Annotated in this window: 14 protein-coding genes and 1 pseudogene; 9 read left to right on the top strand and 6 right to left on the bottom strand. The window is 68.9% G+C overall.

Annotation, left to right across the window (positions count from 1 at the left end):
• Nucleotides 1–4: 4 nt before the first annotated feature.
• From glcF to HWX22_RS03935, 6 genes are all read left to right on the top strand, one after another.
• A complete protein-coding gene (gene glcF / locus HWX22_RS03960) occupies nt 5–1,225 on the top strand; it encodes a glycolate oxidase subunit GlcF (protein ID WP_175910765.1) in 1,221 nt (406 codons plus the stop codon).
• Between the two features lie 22 nt (nt 1,226–1,247).
• On the top strand, nt 1,248–1,652 hold the full coding sequence (locus tag HWX22_RS03955; protein ID WP_175910763.1) for a heme-binding protein: 405 nt from the start codon (nt 1,248–1,250) through the stop codon (nt 1,650–1,652).
• A 42-nt stretch (nt 1,653–1,694) separates the two neighbouring features.
• Nucleotides 1,695–3,869 carry a malate synthase G gene (locus tag HWX22_RS03950; protein ID WP_175910761.1) on the top strand — a complete coding sequence of 725 codons (2,175 nt, stop codon included), beginning with the start codon at nt 1,695–1,697 and terminating at the stop codon, nt 3,867–3,869.
• A gap of 548 nt (nt 3,870–4,417) precedes the next feature.
• Nucleotides 4,418–5,980, top strand: a complete 1,563-nt coding sequence (locus tag HWX22_RS03945; RefSeq protein WP_175910759.1) for a sensor domain-containing diguanylate cyclase — start codon at nt 4,418–4,420, stop codon at nt 5,978–5,980.
• A gap of 130 nt (nt 5,981–6,110) precedes the next feature.
• The gene (locus tag HWX22_RS03940; RefSeq protein WP_059698177.1) at nt 6,111–7,490 is read left to right on the top strand and encodes a cache domain-containing protein; all 1,380 of its coding nucleotides are present in this window, start codon (nt 6,111–6,113) and stop codon (nt 7,488–7,490) included.
• Nucleotides 7,491–7,521: 31 nt separating this feature from the next.
• Nucleotides 7,522–8,166 (top strand): response regulator transcription factor, encoded by a 645-nt coding sequence (locus tag HWX22_RS03935; protein ID WP_059528999.1) that lies wholly within the window; start codon nt 7,522–7,524, stop codon nt 8,164–8,166.
• A 108-nt stretch (nt 8,167–8,274) separates the two neighbouring features.
• Here HWX22_RS03935 and HWX22_RS03930 read toward each other — a convergent pair whose 3' ends face one another.
• Complete coding sequence (locus HWX22_RS03930) at nt 8,275–8,871, bottom strand: ABC transporter substrate-binding protein (protein ID WP_175910757.1); 597 nt, start codon at nt 8,869–8,871, stop codon at nt 8,275–8,277.
• Between the two features lie 327 nt (nt 8,872–9,198).
• Between HWX22_RS03930 and HWX22_RS03925 the strand changes: the two are divergent.
• A pseudogene (locus tag HWX22_RS03925) lies at nt 9,199–11,830 on the top strand (MMPL family transporter); the annotation flags it as partial.
• The gene (locus HWX22_RS03920; protein WP_175915074.1) at nt 11,826–12,842 is read left to right on the top strand and encodes a VacJ family lipoprotein; all 1,017 of its coding nucleotides are present in this window, start codon (nt 11,826–11,828) and stop codon (nt 12,840–12,842) included. The pseudogene HWX22_RS03925 and the gene HWX22_RS03920, both read left to right, overlap by 5 nt.
• A 116-nt stretch (nt 12,843–12,958) precedes the next feature.
• Here the strand turns inward: HWX22_RS03920 and HWX22_RS03915 are convergent, their stop codons facing one another.
• The 5 genes from HWX22_RS03915 to HWX22_RS03895 form a co-directional block, all read right to left on the bottom strand.
• Nucleotides 12,959–13,666, bottom strand: a complete 708-nt coding sequence (locus tag HWX22_RS03915; RefSeq protein WP_175915073.1) for a phosphorylase — start codon at nt 13,664–13,666, stop codon at nt 12,959–12,961.
• 3 nt (nt 13,667–13,669) lie between these two features.
• Nucleotides 13,670–15,643: a squalene--hopene cyclase gene (shc, locus tag HWX22_RS03910; protein WP_175915072.1), complete on the bottom strand. Its 1,974-nt coding sequence runs from the start codon at nt 15,641–15,643 to the stop codon at nt 13,670–13,672.
• An 11-nt stretch (nt 15,644–15,654) separates the two neighbouring features.
• A complete protein-coding gene (gene hpnE / locus HWX22_RS03905; protein WP_175915071.1) occupies nt 15,655–16,908 on the bottom strand; it encodes a hydroxysqualene dehydroxylase HpnE in 1,254 nt (417 codons plus the stop codon).
• A gap of 4 nt (nt 16,909–16,912) precedes the next feature.
• Nucleotides 16,913–17,761 (bottom strand): presqualene diphosphate synthase HpnD, encoded by an 849-nt coding sequence (gene hpnD, locus HWX22_RS03900; RefSeq protein WP_059529130.1) that lies wholly within the window; start codon nt 17,759–17,761, stop codon nt 16,913–16,915.
• 257 nt (nt 17,762–18,018) lie between these two features.
• Entirely contained in the window at nt 18,019–18,351 is a 333-nt protein-coding gene (locus tag HWX22_RS03895; protein WP_059529016.1) for a hypothetical protein, read from the bottom strand.
• A 207-nt stretch (nt 18,352–18,558) separates the two neighbouring features.
• On the opposite strand from HWX22_RS03895, the gene HWX22_RS03890 reads away from it, so the two are divergent.
• Nucleotides 18,559–19,443 carry an alpha/beta fold hydrolase gene (locus HWX22_RS03890; RefSeq protein WP_059529019.1) on the top strand — a complete coding sequence of 295 codons (885 nt, stop codon included), beginning with the start codon at nt 18,559–18,561 and terminating at the stop codon, nt 19,441–19,443.
• Nucleotides 19,444–19,449 lie beyond the last annotated feature (6 nt).

Genomic DNA, 19,449 nt, shown 5'->3' with positions numbered 1-19,449 from the left:
GCCGATGCAAACCAATCTCAGCGAAGCCAGCAAGGCCCTCGACCGGGCCGACGAAGCGGAAGCGATCCTGCGCGCGTGCGTGCACTGCGGCTTCTGCAATGCGACCTGCCCGACCTACCAGGTGCTCGGCAACGAGCTCGACGGGCCGCGCGGACGCATCTACCTGATCAAGCAAATGCTCGAGGGCGAACCGTGCGGCGAGCGCACGCAGCAGCATCTCGACCGCTGCCTGACCTGCCGCAACTGCGAGACGACCTGTCCGTCCGGCGTGCGCTATCACACGCTGCTCGACATCGGCCGCGCGGAAGCCGAGAAGCGCGCGCGGCGTCCGGCGCGCGAGCGCCTGCTGCGCGCCGGCCTGCGCCACGTCGTGCCGCGGCCGGCGACCTTCGCCGCGCTGCTGAAGGCCGGCCGCGCGCTGCGCCCGCTGCTGCCCGGCACGCTGCAGGACAAGATCCCGGCCGCCGTGCCCGCCGCCACGCCGCGCCCGCCTGTGCGCCATGCCCGGCGCGTGCTGATGCTGGAAGGCTGCGTGCAGCCTTCGCTGTCGCCGAACACGAACGCGGCCGCCGCGCGCGTGCTCGACCGGCTCGGCATCGGCGTGACGCCCGCGCGCGAGGCCGGCTGCTGCGGCGCGACCGAATATCACCTGAACGCGCAGGAGGCCGGGCTCGCACGCGCACGCCGCAACATCGACGCGTGGTGGCCCGCGATCGAGGCCGGCGCGGAAGCGATCGTGCTGACGGCGAGCGGCTGCGGCGCGTTCGTGAAGGAATACGGCGACCTGTTGCGCTCCGACCCCGTCTATGCCGACAAGGCGCGGCGCGTCAGCGCACTCGCGCGCGATCTCGCGGAAGTCGTCGCGGCCGAGCCGCTCGACGCGCTGGCCGATGCGACGCAGCGCCGCGTCGCGGTTCATTGCCCGTGCACGCTGCAGCACGCGCAGCGGCTCGGCGGCGCGGTGGAAAGCATCCTGACGCGGCTCGGCTTCGATCTGACGAATGTCGCCGACAGCCATCTGTGCTGCGGCTCCGCCGGCACCTACGCGCTGACGCAGCCCGAACTCGCCACCAGACTGCGCGACAACAAGCTCGACGCACTCGAAGCCGCGCGGCCGGACCTGATTGTCACGGCCAACATCGGCTGCCAGACTCACCTGAACGGCGCGGGCCGCACGCGCGTGCGCCACTGGATCGAGCTCGTCGACAACCGACTCGTCAACTGACCGCTGATTCCGGAGGAACGCCATGAAAACGAAGCCCGAACTCGAACTCGCCGACGTCGACCGCATGCTCGCCGCCGCCCGCGCGGAGGCCGAGCGTCATGGCTGGGCCGTGTCGATCGCCGTCGTCGACGACGGCGGGCACCTGCTCGCGTTCGCGCGCCTCGACGGTGCATCGGCGGCCAGCGCCTGCATCGCGCAGGACAAGGCGCGCGCGGCGGCGCTCGGCCGTCGCGAGACCAAGGCGTATGAGGATATGATCAACGGTGGCCGCACGGCGTTTCTGAGCGTGCCGCTGACGGGGTTGCTCGAAGGCGGCGTGCCGGTGACGGTGAACGGCCGCATTGCGGGCGCGATCGGCGTGTCTGGCGTAAAGTCCGAACAGGACGCGCAGATCGCCCGCGCCGGCACACAAAGCGTCGCGGCATAACCAGCCAAGCCGCGCGCGATTTTTTCCCCGGGAGGAATCACGATGATCGACCAAGCAGGACTGCAAGTCGCGCCAGCGCTGAGCCAGTTCATTGAAAACGAAGCACTGCCGGGCACCGGTATCGACAAGGCCGCCTTCTGGAGCGGTTTCTCGGCCCTGGTGCACGATCTCGCACCGCGCAACCGCGAACTGCTCGCGGAACGCGACCGCCTGCAGTTGGAACTCGACGCGTGGCATCGCGCGCACCCCGGCCCGGTGCGCGACCATGCCGCGTATCGCGCGTTCCTCGAACAGATCGGCTACCTCGTGCCGGTCCCGTCGAACGTTGCGGCAGCCACCGCGAACGTCGACAGCGAGATCGCGACGCAGGCCGGCCCGCAGCTCGTCGTGCCGCTGTCGAACGCGCGCTATGCGCTGAACGCCGCGAACGCGCGCTGGGGCAGCCTCTACGACGCACTGTACGGCACCGACGCGCTGCCCGAGGACGGCGGCGCCGAACGCACCACGGCCTACAACCCGACGCGCGGCCAGCGCGTGATCGACTACGCGCGTAACGTGCTCGACAACGCGGCGCCGCTCGCGAGCGGCTCGCACCGCGATGCACTGCGCTATCGCGTGGAGGACGGCCAGCTCGCCGTCGAAACCGGCAAGGGCGTCGTGCACCTCGCGCAGCCGGCGCAGTTCGTCGGCTACCAGGGCGCGGCGGGCGCACCGTCCGCGATCCTGCTGAAGCACAACGGCCTGCACCTCGAGATCCAGATCGACGCGTCGACCCCCATCGGCCGCGCCGATCTCGCGAACGTGAAGGACGTCGTGCTCGAAGCCGCGGTCAGCACGATCATCGACTGTGAGGATTCGGTCGCGGCGGTCGACGCCGACGACAAGGTCCAGCTCTATCGCAACTGGCTCGGCCTGATGCAGGGCACGCTGGTCGAGGAAGTCGCGAAGGGCGGCAAGACCTTCACGCGCCGCCTGAACGCCGATCGCGAATACACGACGCCGGCCGGCGGCACGCTGACGCTGCACGGCCGCTCGCTGCTGTTCGTGCGCAACGTCGGCCACCTGATGACCAACGGCGCGGTGCTCGACCGCGACGGCAACGAGATTCCGGAAGGCATCCTCGACGGCGTCGTCACGGTGCTGTGCTCGCTGCACGACCTGAAGGCGAAGCGCAACTCGCGCACGGGCTCGATCTACATCGTGAAGCCGAAGATGCACGGCCCGGTCGAAGTCGCGTTCGCCGACACGCTGTTCGCGCGCATCGAGGACCTGTACGGCCTGCCGCGCAACACGCTGAAGATGGGCATCATGGACGAGGAGCGCCGCACCAGCGTGAACCTCGCCGCCTGTATCGCGGCCGCCGCCGCGCGCGTCGCGTTCATCAACACCGGCTTCCTCGATCGCACCGGCGACGAGATGCACACCGCGATGGAGGCGGGCCCGATGATCCGCAAGGGCGACATGAAGTCGTCGGCGTGGATCCAGTCGTACGAGCGCAACAACGTGCTCGCGGGCCTGTCGGCCGGCCTGCGCGGCCGCGCGCAGATCGGCAAGGGCATGTGGGCGATGCCGGACCTGATGCACGCGATGCTCGAGCAGAAGATTGCGCATCCGCGCGCCGGCGCGAACACCGCGTGGGTGCCGTCGCCGACCGCCGCGACGCTGCACGCGCTGCACTACCACCTTGTCGACGTGCAGGCCGTCCAGCAGGAACTCGAGAAGACGCCGTATGTGAGCGAACGCGACGCGCTGCTCGAAGGCCTGCTGACCGTGCCGGTCGTCGAACGCGCCGAGTGGAGCGAGGCCGAGATCCTGAGCGAAGTCGAGAACAACGCGCAGGGCATCCTCGGCTACGTCGTGCGCTGGGTCGAACAGGGTGTCGGCTGCTCGAAGGTGCCGGACATCCACGACGTCGGCCTGATGGAAGACCGCGCGACGCTGCGCATCTCGAGCCAGCACATCGCGAACTGGCTGCGCCACGGCGTGATCACCGAGGCGTTCGTGCTCGACGTGTTCAAGCGGATGGCGCGCGTCGTCGATCAGCAGAACGCCGGCGATCCGAACTATCGCCCGATGGCGCCCGGCTATGACCAGTCGACGGCATTCCAGGCCGCGTGCGCGCTGGCGCTGCAGGGCACGTCGCAGCCGAGCGGTTATACCGAGCCGCTGCTGCATCGGTTCCGGCTCGCGTACAAGGCGCAGCAGCACGGCGCGTAAACCCTTGCATGCGGGCTTTCCCGCATGCGGTTTCGCAAAACGGGCGGCCATCGTGGCCGCCCGTTTTCATCTGCGAATTCACGCAGACATCGAAATCGATAATCGGTCCGTCTCGCACCGCTTCAAGTTCCTGCTTCACCGGCCGTTAAAATTGTTAAACCGGCGACCGTGGAATGCGCGCCGCGCCGCCCCTGGCGCAAAGCCTTGCACCGCAACGCTCCACGCGCGATTGGCAAGTATTGGCCACGGCGATAATTTGATCCGGATCAACGGTCCGCAACATTCTCCGCGTATACAAATACGCGCGTTATACTCGGAACAATCCGCGCCGCTCGATTAGTCGGATCGTTGAATCGCGGCCAGTCCTCCTGGTGAATGGAGCGATTTTTGCGGTTTATCCGACCGCAATCATCGATGATCGGCTCCGGTTCTCCGGTCGATCGGGCGGCGTGCGCATCGGAGACCGCGCACCGGATCGCCGCCGGCAAATCATACGAACAATCGCATCGGCCCGCCGCCTGGCGGCGATGCCCATCGATCCACGGACCATGGCAGAAACCGACTACGCAATGCCCAGCGAATCCGGCTTGACGGGCCGCATCGCCGCGCAATTTCGCCGGTTCCTGCTGCCGCACCTGATCTTCTATTCAGGGCTGCTGATCGCGCTGCTCCTGTTGCTGCTGTGCGCCATCGTGCTGTACGAAGGCCGCATCGACGCACGCGATCGCGCGCGCACCACCCAGCAGAACATCGCGCTGATGGCGTCGTGGGACATCGAGCGCAACATCGAGATCTATTCGCTGTCGCTGCAGGCGGTCGTCGACGGCTCGAACGATCCCGCGGTCGCCGCGCTGCCGATGTCGCTGCGCCGCCAGGTGCTGTTCGACCGCGCGACGACGGCCAAATACCTCGGCGGCATCTACGTGCTCGACGCGAACGGCGACATCGCGGTCGACGGCATGAGCGATGTGCCGCGCAAGGCCAACTTCAGCAACGAACCGTATTTCACGGTGCACCGCGACCACCCGAACGTCGGCCTGTACGTCAGCGATCCGTACCATTCGCGGCTGCGCGGCGGCTCGCTGAGCATCGCGCTCAGCCGGCGGATCACGCGGCCCGACGGGTCGTTCGGCGGCGTCGCCGTGATGTCGATCCGGCTCGAATATTTCCAGAACCTGTTCTCGCGCCTGGCGCTCGGCGATCGCGGCTCCGTCGCGCTGATCAACACCGACGGCCGGATGGTCGCGCGCAAGCCGTACGATCCGGCGATCGTCGGCCGCGACATCAGCAAGGCCAGCACGTTCCGTCACTTCATGACCGCGAATGAGGGCAGCTTCGCCGATACCGCGTCGATCGACGGCGTGCGCCGCCTGTACGTGTTCCGGCATCTCGAAAATCTGCCGCTGATCATCATGGTCGCGCGCTCGGAAGCCGACACCTACGCCGCGTGGTACGACCGCGCGATCCCGATCGGCTCGGCGATGGCCATGCTCGCGCTCGGCTTCGTCGGCTTGTCGCTGCTGCTCGACGTGCAACTGCGCAAGCGTCACCGCGCGGAAACCGAACTGCAGGCGCTCGCGCGCACCGACGGCCTCACCGGCCTCGACAACCGTCGCATGCTCGACGTCACGCTCGAGCGCGAATGGCGCCGCGCGGCACGCTCGCAGCATGCGTTGTCGCTGCTGTTCGTCGACGTCGATCACTTCAAGCGCTACAACGACACGCAAGGCCACCAGGCCGGCGACGACGCGCTCGCCGCGGTCGGCCGCTGCATCGCCGGCTGCCTGCGGCGCCCGGCCGACTATGCGGCCCGCTACGGCGGCGAGGAGTTCGTCGTCGTGCTGCCCGACGTCGATACGCCCGGCGCCGTGACGATCGCCGAAGCGATCCGCACCGGCATCCTCGATCTCGGCATCCGGCACGCCACGGGCTCGTCCGACTGCCTGACCGCGAGCATTGGCGTGACGACCTGCTATCCGGAGCGCGACGACAGCATCCAGGCCGCGCTGAAGCTCGCCGACGACGCGCTGTACCGCGCGAAGGAACACGGGCGCAACCGGGTCGTCGTGCAGACGGCCGTGAGCGTCGATCGCACGCCGCGGCGCGCCTGAGCCACGGCAGGCCGGCAGGCCGTCGCCGGGCCTTCCGATCGCCCGCGGGCGAAATCGCCGACAATGTCGGCTCGCCGCCGCCGCGCGACAGACACATGCGCCGGCCGGCCCGCGCCCGCTTCACACCACCATGAGACTCAAGGCAAAGATTTTCCTCCTGGCGATCGTGCCATTCCTGCTCGCGATCGCCGGCATCGGCTTCGGCGTGCGCCAGCAGGCGACGTCGCTCGCGCGCACGCAGCACGCGACGATCCAGGCCGCCTACCTGTCGAGCAAGGAAATCGAGCTGAAGCATTACGTCGAACTCGCGACGAGCGCGATCATGCCGCTGTACGACGCGAGCGGCCGCAATGCGCGCGACGACGCGTTGCTGCGCACGCAGGCGCTCGCGATGCTGCAGAAGATGGATTTCGGCCCCGACGGTTATTTCTTCGTCTACGACCTGCACGGCAATGCGCTGATGCACCCGCGCGAGCCCGAGCGCGTCGGCCACAACTACTGGTCGATGCGCGACCCGCAGGGCGCGCTGACGATCCAGCAGTTGATCGGCGCCGCGTCGCACGGCGGCGGCTACGTGCGCTACACGTGGCAGCGACCGTCGACGGGCAAGCCCGCGCCGAAGCTCGGCTACGTCGTCGCGCTCGAACGCTGGGGCTGGATGGTCGGCACCGGCATCTATCTCGATGACGTCGACACCGCGCTGCAACGCATCGACGCGCGCGCGTCCGCGAACATCGAGCGGACGATGAGCTGGCTCACCGCAATCGCGCTGACCGGCGCGGCGGCGATCGCCGTCTGCGCGCTGGTGCTGAACGTCAGCGAATCGCGCAGCGCCGACGCGAAGCTCAAGCAGCTCGCGCAGCGTGTCGTCGAATCGCAGGAGCAGGAGCGCGAGCGGCTGTCGCGCGAACTGCATGACGGGATCAGCCAGATGATGGTGTCCGCGAAGCTGATGCTCGAATCCGCGCTCGCGCGCTTCGAGCGCGGCGCGACGCGCATGCCCGAAGCCGAGCAGGCGCTCGCGTCCGGCGTCGGGCGGCTCGGCGACACGCTGCGCGAAGTGCGGCGCATCTCGCATGCGCTGCGCCCGGCGATGCTCGACGATCTCGGCCTCGCGGCCGCGCTCGAGCAGCTCGTGCGCGAGCTCGGCGCGGAAAGCGGCATCGACATCGGCTATACGCAGGTCGCGCACAGCGGCGCGCGGCCGTTGCCTGCGCCGGTCAATACGGCGCTGTTCCGGATCGCGCAGGAAGCGCTCAGCAACATCGTGCATCATGCGCAGGCGTCGCGCGCGGCCGTCACGCTCGACGTCGGCGCGCATTCCGCCACGCTGACCATCGCCGACAACGGCTGCGGCTTCGACGCCGAGCGGTCGCAGACCGATGCGCGCCGCGGCATCGGGCTGCGCAACATGCGCGAGCGCCTCGACGCGCTCGGCGGCACATTGACGATCACGTCGCAGGTGGGCCACACCGTCGTGGCCGCGCGCGTGCCGCTGCGCGCCGCCTGAGCACGCGCCCCATAACCGGAGACCTTTGCCCATGAGCGCCCCCGATACCGTCCAGCCCGCCGCCCGACTGCTGCTCGTCGACGATCACCCGCTGGTGCGCGACGGCCTGCGGATGCGGCTCGAGGCGGCCGACCTGTCCGTGGTCGGCGAAGCCGGCAACGCGGACGAGGCGCTCGCGCTCGCCGCGTCGCTCGAGCCCGATCTCGCGCTGATGGACGTCGGCATGAACGGGATGAACGGCATCACGCTCGCCGGCGTCTTCCACGAGCGCTTTCCGGGGATTCGCGTGCTGATGCTGTCGATGCACGACAACATCGAATACGTGACGCAGGCCGTGCGCGCCGGCGCGAGCGGCTATCTGCTGAAGGATTCGCCCGCGAGCGAGATCGTGCGTGCGATCGGCGCGGTGCTCACGGGGCAGACGTTCTTCAGCGAAGGGCTCGCCGCGCGGATGATCCAGGCGAGCGCGGCCGCGTCGCCGCTCGACCGCCTGACGCCGCGCGAACGCGACATCCTCGATGCGCTGGCCGAGGGGCTGTCGAGCAAGCAGATCGCGCAGCAGACGGGGCTGTCGGTGCGCACGGTGGAAACGCACCGGCTCAATCTGAAGCGCAAGCTCGAGATCGAAGGGCAGGCGGAGCTGATCAAGTTCGCGGTCGAGCATCGGCGGCGGTAGCGCCCCGACACGGGTGCCGCGTCATTCCGAACCCGCAACGAAAAAGGGCGCCCGAGGGCGCCCTTGATGCATGCCGGCATGCTGAATATGCCGGCCGACCGGCGGCGATCAGTTCGTCCGCGAGTTGTGCTTCTGCAGATACGCGATCAGGCCGTCGATGCCGCCCGACGCGAGCTGGCCCTTGAACTGGCCCTGGTAGACCTGGATCAGCCACGCGCCCGACATGTCGATGTCGTAGATTTTCCAGTCGTTGCCGACCTTGCCGAGGCGATAGCCGACCGACTGGCTGTCGCCAGGCGTCGTGACCGTCGACTGCACCAGCGCATCGGCGCCCGACGCGCCGCCGGCCTTGAACGAGAACTTCGCGTCCTGGCCGCCGAGCTGCGCGAGCGACGCGGCATAGGTGCGCGTCATCAGCAGCTTGAACTGCTTGTACAGCTCCTGCTGCTGTTGCGGCGTCGCCTGCTTCCAGGCATCGCCGACCGCGATGCGGGTCGTGCGTTCGAAGTTCGTCGCGGGCAGGAAGCGCTGCTCGACGACTTGCGTGACTTTCGCCATGTCGCCGCCGCGCGCACCCGGATCGGCCTTCATCGCGTTGACGGTGCCTTCGACCGCATTGCGGACGATGTCGACGGGCGCGCTCTGCGCGAAAGCGGAAACCGACACGGCGGCCGCCGCGACGAAAGCAAACAGATGACGTTTCATACGGATATCGCACTCGATGAGAAAAAACGGCCGGCGGATTGCATCGGTGGCATTGGCCGGTGGGTCGAAGTATAGCGGCCCGGCGGCCGGCCTGCCGCGCGGTGACCGACTGTTACCTTTCAACCCCTTTTGTCACAGGCCCCGCCACGGCACGATGCCGGTCAATTATGTAAGTATCCCCATACGAATCGCCGGGCGCTGCGCGCCGATTCCTGCGCCGCGGAGCAAATATCCTTCCCGCCCCTTTACGCTCCATCGTCGCGACCGACGCCACGTTGCGCCGGTATACTCGTTGTTTTGTCCTTGCCAGCCCCTCCCCACCGCCACATGGTGACATCTCTCATCGTCCGACTCGTCGCATGGTCGGTACGCCGCCCCGTCTGGGTCGTCGTGCTGTCGCTCGTCGTCGCCGTCTTCAGCGGCGTCTACGTCGCGCAGCACTTCAAGATCAACACGGACATCAGCAAGCTCGTCGACGCGGAACCCCAGTGGGCCGCGCTCGGCCAGGCCGTCGACAAGGCCTTCCCGCAACGCAACGGCACGATCCTCGCGGTGGTCGAGGCCCCGGCACCCGAATTCGCGACCGCCGCCGCGCATACGCTCACCGAAGCCCTGCAGAAGCAGGCCGACGCCGGCCGCGTCGGCCAGGTCGCCGAACCCGGCGGCGGCCCGTTCTTCGAGCACAACGGGCTGCTGTTCCTGTCGCCGCAGGAAGTGACGGACACGACGACGCAGCTCGCAAGCGCACGGCCGCTCGTCAACGAACTCGCGAAGAACCCGAGCCTGACCGGGCTCGCGACCACGCTGTCCACCACGCTTGGCCAGCCGCTCCTGACCGGCCAGGTGAAGCTGCCCGCGATGGCGAAGCTGCTTGCGCGCAGCGCCGCGACGGTCGACGACGTGCTGGCCGGCAAGCCCGCCGCGTTCTCGTGGCGCGGGCTGGTCGACAGCGATGCCGCACGCCAGCCGGCCCGCGCGTTCGTCACGGTGCAGCCGGTCGTCAACTACGGTGCGCTGAAGGCCGGCGCCGAAACGACCCAGGTGATCCGCGACACCGCGAAAGCGCTCGGCCTCGAGCAACGCTACGGCGCGATCGTGCGCCTGACCGGCGAACAACCGCTCGCCGACGACGAATTCGCATCGGTGGAAGACGGCGCCGCGCTCAACGGCGCGCTCACGCTCCTCGCCGTGCTCGTGATCCTGTGGCTCGCGCTGCGCTCGAAGCGGATGATCGGCTCGGTGCTGGTCACGCTGTTCGTCGGCCTCGTCGTGACCGCGGCGCTCGGCCTCGCGATGGTCGGTTCGCTGAACATGATCTCGGTCGCGTTCATGGTGCTGTTCGTCGGCCTCGGCGTCGACTTCTCGATCCAGTACGGCGTGAAATACCGCGAGGAACGCTTCCGCGATCCGCGCATCGACCACGCGCTGATCGGCGCCGCGCACTCGATGGGCATGCCGCTCGCGCTGGCCACCACGGCGGTCGCGGCGAGCTTCTTCTCGTTCATTCCCACGGCCTATCGCGGCGTGTCCGAGCTTGGCCTGATCGCGGGCGTCGGGATGTTCGTCGCGCTGCTGACCACGCTCACGCTGCTGCCCGCGTTGCTGCGCCTGTTCGCGCCGCCGGGCGAATCGAAGACGCCGGGCTTTCCGTGGCTCGCGCCGGTCGACGACTTCCTCGATCGCCATCGCAAGCCGATCCTGATCGGCACGCTCGCGGTCGTGATCGGCGCGCTGCCGCTGCTCGCGTTCCTGCACTTCGACTTCAATCCGCTGCACCTGAAGGATCCGAACAGCGAATCGATGGCGACGCTGCTCGCGCTGAAGGATTCGCCCGAAGCGGCCGTCAACGACGTCACGCTGCTCGCGCCGTCGCTCGCCGAGGCCGACGCAGCCGCGAAGCGCCTCGATGCACTGCCGGAAGTCGGTCGCACGACGACGCTGTCGACCTTCGTGCCGGCCGACCAGCCGGCCAAGCGTGCGGCGATCGCCGCGGCCGCGAGCGACCTGCTGCCCGCGCTGACGCAACCGGCCGCGCCGGCCGCGACCGACGCGCAGCGCGTCGCCGCCCTCAAGCGCGTGTCGGACCTCCTGAGCTACGCAGCGGAAGATCACCCGGGCCCAGGCGCGGCCGCCGCCCAGCATCTGTCGGCATCGCTCGCGAAGCTCGCCGCCGCCGACAGCGCGACGCGCGACCGCGCCGAAGGCGCGTTCTCCGACACGCTGCGCATCGCGCTCAATCAGCTCGCGACGCTGCTGCAGCCGCAGGACATCACGCGCGACGCGCTGCCGCCGCAGCTCGTGCGCGACTGGATCGCGCCGGACGGTCACGCGCTCGTGCAGATTTCGCCGAAGGTGCCGAAGGGCGTCGACCCGAACGACGACACGATGCTGCGCCGCTTCGCGAAGGCGGTGAAGGCCGCTGAGCCGGGCGCGATCGGCGGCCCGATCTCGATCCTGCATTCGGCCGACACGATCATCAACGCGTTCCTGCACGCGGCGCTGTGGTCGATCCTGTCGATCACGATCCTGCTGTGGATCACGCTGCGCCGCTTCGGCGACGTGCTGCGGACGCTGGTGCCGTTGCTCGTGTCGGGGCTCGTCACGCTCGAGATGTGCGTCGTGCTCGGCATGTCGCTGAACTTCGCGAACATCATCGCGCTGCCGCTGATGCTCGGCGTCGGCGTGGCGTTCAAGGTGTACTTCGTGATGGCGTGGCGCGCGGGCCAGACGGGCCTGCTGCAGTCGAGCCTCACGCACGCGGTGCTGTTCAGCGCCGCGACGACCGCAACCGCCTTTGGCAGCCTGTGGCTGTCGCATCATCCGGGCACGTCGAGCATGGGCAAGCTGCTCGCGCTGGCGTTGACCTGCACCCTGATCGGCGCCGTGGTGTTTCAGCCCGTCCTGATGGGCAAACCGCGCGTCAAACGCGCCAAAGAACCAATCGCAAGGAAATAATGAACAAGGTGCGAATCATTGCGGCGACCGTCGCTGCCAGCGCGGTGCTGAGCGGCTGCGCGACGGGCCCGAACCGCAACCCCAACGACCCGCTCGAGCCGATGAACCGGGCGATGTACAAGTTCAACGACACGGTCGACACGAACATCGCCGTGCCGATCGCGAAGGGTTACCAGAAGGTCACGCCGACGCCCGTGCGCACCGCGATCAGCAACTTCTTCTCGAACCTCGGCGATCTCGGCAACATGGCCAACAACCTGTTGCAGCTGCGCATCACCGATGCCACGCAGGATCTGATGCGCGTGGCGATGAACTCGGTGTTCGGCGTCGGCGGCCTGATCGACATCGCGACGCCGGCCGGGCTGCCCAAGCATCACCAGGATTTCGGGCTGACGATGGCGCGCTGGGGCGTGCCGTCCGGCCCGTACCTCGTGCTGCCCGTGTTCGGGCCGAGCACGATCCGCGATGGCGTCGGCCGCGCGGTGGACGTCCGCTTCAACCTGCTCAACTACATCGAGCCGGCCGCGCGCAATCCGATGTACATCGCGCAGTTCATCAGCGCGCGTTCGGACCTGCTCGGCGCGACCGATCTGCTGAAGCAGGCGGCGCTCGATCCGTACTCGTTCGTCCGCGATGCGTATCTGCAGCAACGCAAGTCGCTGACGTATCGCGGCCAGTCGGCATCGGCCGCGCCGCCGAACTACACCGAGCCGGGTGAATCGGGCGCGGTGCCTGCGGCCGCGCCGACCGTGCCGGGCTTGCCGAACTACGAGGATCCGGGCGAGTCGGGCGGCGCATCGGGCACGGCACCGGGCACGGCACCGGGCAATGCGCCGGCCGCGCCGGGGTTGCCGCAGTATGAGGATCCGGGTGCCGACGGCGCGACGCCGGCGAGTGCGCCGGCAGCGGCGCCGGCGGCCGCGTCGGCCGGGGCGACGACTGCGCCGGCTGCCAACGGCGCGCCGGTCGCGCCGGCGATGCCGACGGTGCCCGCGAGCGGTCCGGCCGTGCAGTAACGCGCACGGCATCCGCCCGCAAACCGAAGAGCGCTGCATCATGCAGCGCTCTTTTTTTGCGCGTACGCGAAACGAAAAGGTAAGGGGGAGGAGAAGCGGAAAGCGGCGAGCGCCGCTCAGACGATCCGCATCGCGCCAGCACGCTCGAATGCGTGCCGCGCCTGGATCAGCGTCGTGCGTGCCGCGCGCGCGTCGCCCGCAACCTGCAGCAGCGGGCCGAGCTGCGACGGCTGCTTCAGCAGTTCGCGCAGGATCGGCAAGATGGCCGTGCTGCCGTCGTCGCGCAGGCCGGCCGTCGCCGCGCGCGGCAGCGTGCGCCACGCAGGGTCGACGATCGCGCGGCACACCGCGAACGGCACGCCGCGCGACGCCGCGAAGGCCGCGGCGATATGCGACTCCATGTCGACGGCGAGCGCGCCCTTCGTGCGATGCAGCGACGTCTTTTCCTGCTCGCTGACCACCGGCGCGCCGACCGCCGCCATCGTGCCGCGCGTGACGCGCGCCCACACCGGCGTGTCGTGCAGCGCGGCGACGAGCCGCGCGCTCCAGCCCGGATCGGTCTGCACGCGGCCGAACGGCCCGTCGATCGCGTCCGCGATCACGAGTGCGCCGGGCGCGAGATCGGGTGCGAGCCCTCCCGCCGTGCCGAAACTCACGATCCCCGCGCAACCGCGCGCGGTCGCCTCGGCCAGCGCGCGCTCGAGCCGGTCGGCCCGCGCGGCGAACACGGCTTCGACGCCGTGGCCGCGCGCGATGCGTGCCTCGAACGCCATCCCCGTGACGGCGATGACGGGCAACGTGCCGTTGTGCTGCGCCGGTGCCACGCGTTACATCCCGACCGTCACGCGCGTCGCATTGGCGCGCTTCAGGTTGCGATAGCGCGCGAGCGCCCACAGCGGGAAGAACTTGCGATAGCCGTGATAACGCAGGTAGAACACGCGCGGGAAGCCGGTCGCGGTGAAGCGCGTCTCGTCCCACAGGCCTTCTTCGTTCTGCTGCGCGATCAGGTAATCGACGCCGCGTGCAACGGCCGGGTGGTTCACCTCGCCAGCCGCCATCAGGCCGAGCAGCGCCCAGGCCGTCTGCGACGCGGTGCTCGGCGCCTGCTCGAAGCCGCGGTAATTCAGCTTGTAGCTGTCGCCGTCCTCGCCCCAGCCGCCGTCCTTGTTCTGAATCGACAGCAGCCACTGCGCGCCGCGCTTCACGCGCGGATCGTCCGGCGTCAGGCCGGCTGCGTTCAGCGAGCACAGTGCCGTCCACGTGCCGTACACGTAGTTCATCCCCCAGCGGCCGTACCAGCTGCCGTCCGGTTCCTGCTCCTTCAGCATGTAGTCGAGCGCGCGACGGGCCGGCTCGCTGTTCAGCGCACTCTCGCCAAGCTGCGACAGCATCGACAGGCAGCGGCCCGATACGTCCGAGGTCGGCGGATCGAGCAGCGCGCCGTGATCCGAGAACGGAATGTTGTTCAGGTAGTACTGCGTGTTTTCCGGTTCGAACGCGCCCCAGCCGCCGTCGCTGCTCTGCATGCCGACGACCCATTCGCGCGCGCGCGCCATCGATTCGCGATACGTATCCGTCTGCTTGAGCTTCTGCGCACGGTCCATCGCCATCACGACCACGGCAGTATCGTCGACGTCCGGGTAGTGCGCATTTGCGTACTGGAACGCCCAGCCGCCCGGCCGCACGTTCGGGCGGCGCGAGATCCAGTCGCCGCGCACGTCGAGGATCTGCAGCGGGCGCAGCCAGTCGAGGCCGCGCAGCACCGCTTCCTCGGCACGCGCGTCACCGGTTTCGAGCAGCGCATGCGCGACAAGCGACGTGTCCCACACCGGCGACAGGCACGGCTGGCAATACGCTTCGTCCTCGTGCACGACGAGCAGCTTCTCGACCGACTTGCGCGCGATCGCGCGGTTCGGATGATCTTCCGCATAGCCGAGCACGTCGTACATCATCACCGCGTTGGCCATCGCCGGATAGATCGCGCCAAGGCCGTCCTCGCCGTTCAAGCGCTCGTCGACGAACGACACGGCCTGGCGGATCGCGCGTTCGCGCGTGTAGCTCGGGAACAGGCCGTCGACTGCGCGCAGCGCGTGGTCGACCACGCGGAAGAACGCGAACCAGCCGGGGCTCTGGTGGCCCTGACGCGGCAGGAGACCCGCGTTGACGGGCGGGTCGATGAACAGCTCGTCGATACGCACGCCGCGCGGATTCTTCGCGATCGGACGCTTCGCGTTCAGCACCAGCAGCGGCACGATCACGGTGCGCGCCCAATACGACACCTTCGACAGGTGGAACGGGAACCACTGCGGCAGCAGCATGATCTCGACCGGCATCATCGGCACCGCGCGCCACGGGATCGCACCGTACAGCGCGAGCTGGATCCGCGTGAACACGTTCGACATCTCGGCGCCGCCCATCGCGTGAATCGCGCGACGCGCACGCTGCATGTGCTCGGCGTTCTCGTCGTCGCCGATCACCTTCAGCGCGAAATACGCCTTCACGCTCGCGCTGATGTTCGGCGCGCCGTCGGTGAACAGCGGCCAGCCGCCGTCGGCCTGCTGGATGCGACGCAGATAGCGGCCGATCTTCTGTTCGAGCTCGAGGTTCGGCGTCTCGCCGAGATAGTGGACGAGCAGCACGTATTCGGCGGGAATCGTCGAATCGGCTTCGAGTTCGTAGACCCAGTGTCCGTCCGCATTCTGCGCGGCCAGCAGCGCGTCGGTCGCGCTGGCGACGGCCGCGTCGAGCCTGGCCGGCACGGTGCCGGCGGACAGGGTAGCCATATCGGTGAGATCGTTCATCGGTCCCTCTCTTATTGTGTCTGGAGCACGTCCGCGGCCAACTGGCCGGAACGGATCGCGCCCTCGATCGTGGCGGGCAAGCCGGTGGCAATCCAGTCGCCCGCCAGCACGAGATTGGTCCAGCGCGTACGCACGGCCGGACGTTTCATTTCCTGCGACGGCACCGCCGCGAACCCCGCGCGCGGCTCGATGACGAGCTGCCACGCGGGGAGGGTTTCCGGGTTCGCGCCGGTCACGCGCGCGACGTCTTCCCAGATGCGCCGCGCGAGCGCATCGCGCGGCATGTCGAGCCAGCGGCCCGCGTCGCGGATCGTCGCCGCGAGCGGACCATCGCCGGTGCGCACCGCGTCGACGATGCCGTTGACGACGGCCGTCTGCAGCGGGCTGCCGGCCGGTGTATCGACCGCGAAATACGCGGTCACGACCGCACTGAACGTGTCGGGCGCGGTGAGATCCGGGACGAGCGGCTGCGCGACCTCGGGCGGCACCGCCAGCACGACCGCGTCGCCCGGCGCGAGATCGACGCGCTCGCCGCCGATCGCGACCGCATCGACCGCGTTGCCGTGCGCGCCGAATTCGAACGCATCGAGTCGCGAGTTCAGCTGGATCTGCGCGCCGCCGTGCTGCAGCATCCGCAGCGCCGGTTCGACGAATGCGCTGCCAAGCCCGTGGCGCGCGACGAGCGGGCGCCAACCGGGGCCGCCCGCGGCAAACATGCCGAATAGTGCCGCACGCGCGAGCTCGGCGCTCGCGTGGCGCGGTTCGACGTGCAGCACCCCGAGCCAATATGGCCGCAGCCAACGATCCCACAGCACGCCGTCGCATCGCATCGTCTGTGCGAGTGAACGGCCGGTGCGCGCGAACGCGAGCGACGCCAGCGCGAGGTAGTCGAGCGGCGTGGTGCCCGGCGCACGCGATGCCGCGTCGAACAGCCACGACGGCCAGCGCCCGTTGCCGAAGCGCAGCGTCCAGCGCTGCTGCGACGCGACGTCGACCACCGGATATTCAGGCAGCGCGGGGCCCGTCAGCTGATCGGCCGCGCCGATCGCACGCAGGTAGCGCTGCGTCGCGGACTGCCCCGCGAAGACCTGGTGCAGCCCGCTGTCGAGCGTCGTGTTCAGCGTCCCGTCGAACCACGAGCGGCAGCGGCCGCCCGCATGCGCATGCGCGTCGTGCAGCACGATGCGCCGCCCGCGGCGTTGCAGCTCGACGGCGGCCGACAGGCCCGCGAGTCCTGCACCGATCACGTGGACGGTTCTGGGCATCGGCTCAGAACAGCGCGTAGCGCGCGGCGATCATCAGCATGCGCGCCTTCGGCTTGCGCAGCGGCACGCGCGGGGCGGCGAAGCCCCGCGCGATCGCGGCTTCCAGAATGCAGCGGTACGCGCCCGACATGATGCGCGGCGCCTTGACCTGCGCGCGCGTGCAGCGATCCATCACGGCGTCCGCCGCGCGGAAGTGTTCGAGCGCGCGCTCGACGAGCGTCGCGCACACGCGCGGCAGCGCCGGGTCGCGCACGATCGTCGCCGGATCGGTGATCGCGATGCCTTCGCGCGCGAGCAGCTCGCGCGGCAGATAGCAGCGGTTGATCGCCGCGTCGTCGTCGATGTCGCGCAGGATGTTCGTCAGCTGCAGCGCGCGGCCGAGGTGATGCGACAGCTCGATGCCTTCCGCCTCCGGGATCCCAAAAATCCTCACCGACAGACGGCCGGCCGCGCTCGCCACGCGATCGCAGAACAGGTCGAGCGTCGGTTCGTCCGGCGCGCAGATGTCCTCGGCGGCGTCCATCGCCATCCCGTCGATCATCGCGTGGAAGTCCTCGCGCTTCAGGTCGAATGCGCGGATCTCGCGCTCGAGCGCGACCAGATGGCGCGGCGGCTGGCCGGCGAAGCAGGCATCGATGTCCGCGCGCCAGCGATCGAGGCCCGCGTTGCGCTCGGCGCGCGGCAGGTCGCTGTCGGCGATGTCGTCGACCGCGCGGCAGAACGCGTAGACCTGGAACATCGCGTCGCGCTGCACTGCCGGCAGGATGCGCATCGCCAGATAGAAAGAACTGCCCGATGTGACGGCAGCGGCGTCGGTTTCTTGTTCGTCCACGACGAGATTGGAAACGGCCAAGACGAGCTCCACGGAGACACCCACGCGGGGCGATTGAAGAGGCCATGCCCGGCTGGGTTGGTCAGGGCGTCAAATGCGTGCGAGATATGCGAACGATCGACGCAGACAGGCACAAATTACCGGCCGGAAGCCGGAATTGGGCGAAAGTATAGCAATCTTTGAAGTTCGATGGCGGACACACGCCGCGCCCGGCGGGCCGCCTCGGGGCCCGGTGCCGGCGTGGCCGGCCGCGACGGGGAACGGCGTCGCGCCGCCCGTCAGCCGTAGACGATGTCGCGCTGCAGATCGAGCGCGATGAGCCCCATTTCGCGCGTCAGCTGCAGCATCGAGCGGCGCTCGAGGCGCGAGCCCATGAAGCTCGTCACGCGCCCGTCGGGCTCCGCCGTGAACTGGAACGACGGGCCGCCGGTGCCGAACCACGCGCCCGGCACGTCGGGCGACTCGTGCCAGTCGATCTGCTCGAACACGCGCGCGATCCCCGCGCGCACCACGTCGCTCGGACCGATCGGCGGCGCGATCTCGCCCAGATCGTCGAGCGAATAGGGGCCAGGCTTTTCCGGCCGCCGGTAGAAGAGGTAGTCGACGTTCATGGAGCGCAATCGGTAACAAAGCGTCAAATTAGCGCGCTTCGGCGCAAATTCAAATCAGATCTGGACGAAATGTGGCCTGAACGAGACAAAAGGGCCTGATCGCGACGGCCGATCCGGGCGCGTGCACGGTCGGGCCGCGTGTTCATGCTTGGACGCGCGCGGCTTCGTCTAAGATGAACATCTTTCTCGAAAAAAGACACGGACACCATGGAGACGAACGTAACCGCCGCCGCGCAATCCGACCACCCCGTTTTCGTGCTGGTGCACGGCGCGTGGCATGGTGCGTGGTGCTACGCGCACGTCGCGGCCGCGCTGGCCGCGCGCGGCTACCTGTCGATCGCGCGCGACCTGCCCGCGCACGGCATCAATGCCCGCTTTCCCGCGTCGTATCTCGAACGGCCGCTCGACGAGGACGCATTCGGCGCCGAGCCGTCGCCGGTCGCGAATACCACGCTCGACGATTACGCGACACAGGTAATGCAGGCGGTCGACGACGCATACGCGCTCGGCCGCGGCAAGGTCGTGCTCGTCGGCCACAGCATGGGTGGCCTCGCGATCACGGCCGCGGCGGAGCGCGCGCCGGAGAAGATCGCGAAGATCGTCTATCTCGCGGCGTTCATGCCCGCGTCGGGCGTGCCGGGCCTCGACTATGTGCGTGCGCCCGAAAACAAGGGTGAAATGCTGGGCCCGCTGATGCTCGCGAGCCCGCGCGTCGCGGGCGCGCTGCGGATCGATCCGCGCAGCGGCGATGCCGCGTATCGCGAGCTCGCGAAGCGCGCGCTGTACGACGACGTGCCGCAGGCCGACTTCGAGGCGGTGGCGAACCTGATGACCTGCGACGTGCCGGCCGCGCCGTTCGCGACCGCGATCCCGACGACCACCGCGCGCTGGGGCGCAATCGATCGCCACTACATCAAGTGCCTGGCGGATCGCGTGATCCTGCCCGCGCTGCAGCAGCGCTTCATCGACGAAGCCGACGCGTTCGTGCCCGGCAACCCGACGCATGTGCACCAGCTCGACAGCAGCCATTCGCCGTTCGTGTCGCAGCCGGCCGTGCTGGCCGGCGTGCTCGCGGATATCGCGAAAAGCTGAACGGCG

The sequence above is a fragment of the Burkholderia sp. BCC1638 genome, assembly GCF_902833195.1.
Taxonomy (GTDB): Bacteria; Pseudomonadota; Gammaproteobacteria; order Burkholderiales; family Burkholderiaceae; genus Burkholderia; species Burkholderia diffusa.
The sequence above is the reverse complement of the archived record's forward strand: the minus strand, read 5'-3'. Positions and strand labels throughout refer to the sequence as shown.

Bases quoted from the DNA above. Each gene is read 5' to 3' on its own strand.
- glcF (WP_175910765.1), top strand. From the start codon at position 5: ATGCAAACCAATCTCAGCGAAGCCAGCAAGGCCCTCGACCGGGCCGAC.
- HWX22_RS03955 (WP_175910763.1), top strand. From the start codon at position 1,248: ATGAAAACGAAGCCCGAACTCGAACTCGCCGACGTCGACCGCATGCTC.
- HWX22_RS03950 (WP_175910761.1), top strand. From the start codon at position 1,695: ATGATCGACCAAGCAGGACTGCAAGTCGCGCCAGCGCTGAGCCAGTTC.
- HWX22_RS03945 (WP_175910759.1), top strand. From the start codon at position 4,418: ATGGCAGAAACCGACTACGCAATGCCCAGCGAATCCGGCTTGACGGGC.
- HWX22_RS03940 (WP_059698177.1), top strand. From the start codon at position 6,111: ATGAGACTCAAGGCAAAGATTTTCCTCCTGGCGATCGTGCCATTCCTG.
- HWX22_RS03935 (WP_059528999.1), top strand. From the start codon at position 7,522: ATGAGCGCCCCCGATACCGTCCAGCCCGCCGCCCGACTGCTGCTCGTC.
- HWX22_RS03930 (WP_175910757.1), bottom strand. From the start codon at position 8,871: ATGAAACGTCATCTGTTTGCTTTCGTCGCGGCGGCCGCCGTGTCGGTT.
- HWX22_RS03920 (WP_175915074.1), top strand. From the start codon at position 11,826: ATGAACAAGGTGCGAATCATTGCGGCGACCGTCGCTGCCAGCGCGGTG.
- shc (WP_175915072.1), bottom strand. From the start codon at position 15,643: ATGAACGATCTCACCGATATGGCTACCCTGTCCGCCGGCACCGTGCCG.
- hpnE (WP_175915071.1), bottom strand. From the start codon at position 16,908: ATGCCCAGAACCGTCCACGTGATCGGTGCAGGACTCGCGGGCCTGTCG.
- HWX22_RS03895 (WP_059529016.1), bottom strand. From the start codon at position 18,351: ATGAACGTCGACTACCTCTTCTACCGGCGGCCGGAAAAGCCTGGCCCC.
- HWX22_RS03890 (WP_059529019.1), top strand. From the start codon at position 18,559: ATGGAGACGAACGTAACCGCCGCCGCGCAATCCGACCACCCCGTTTTC.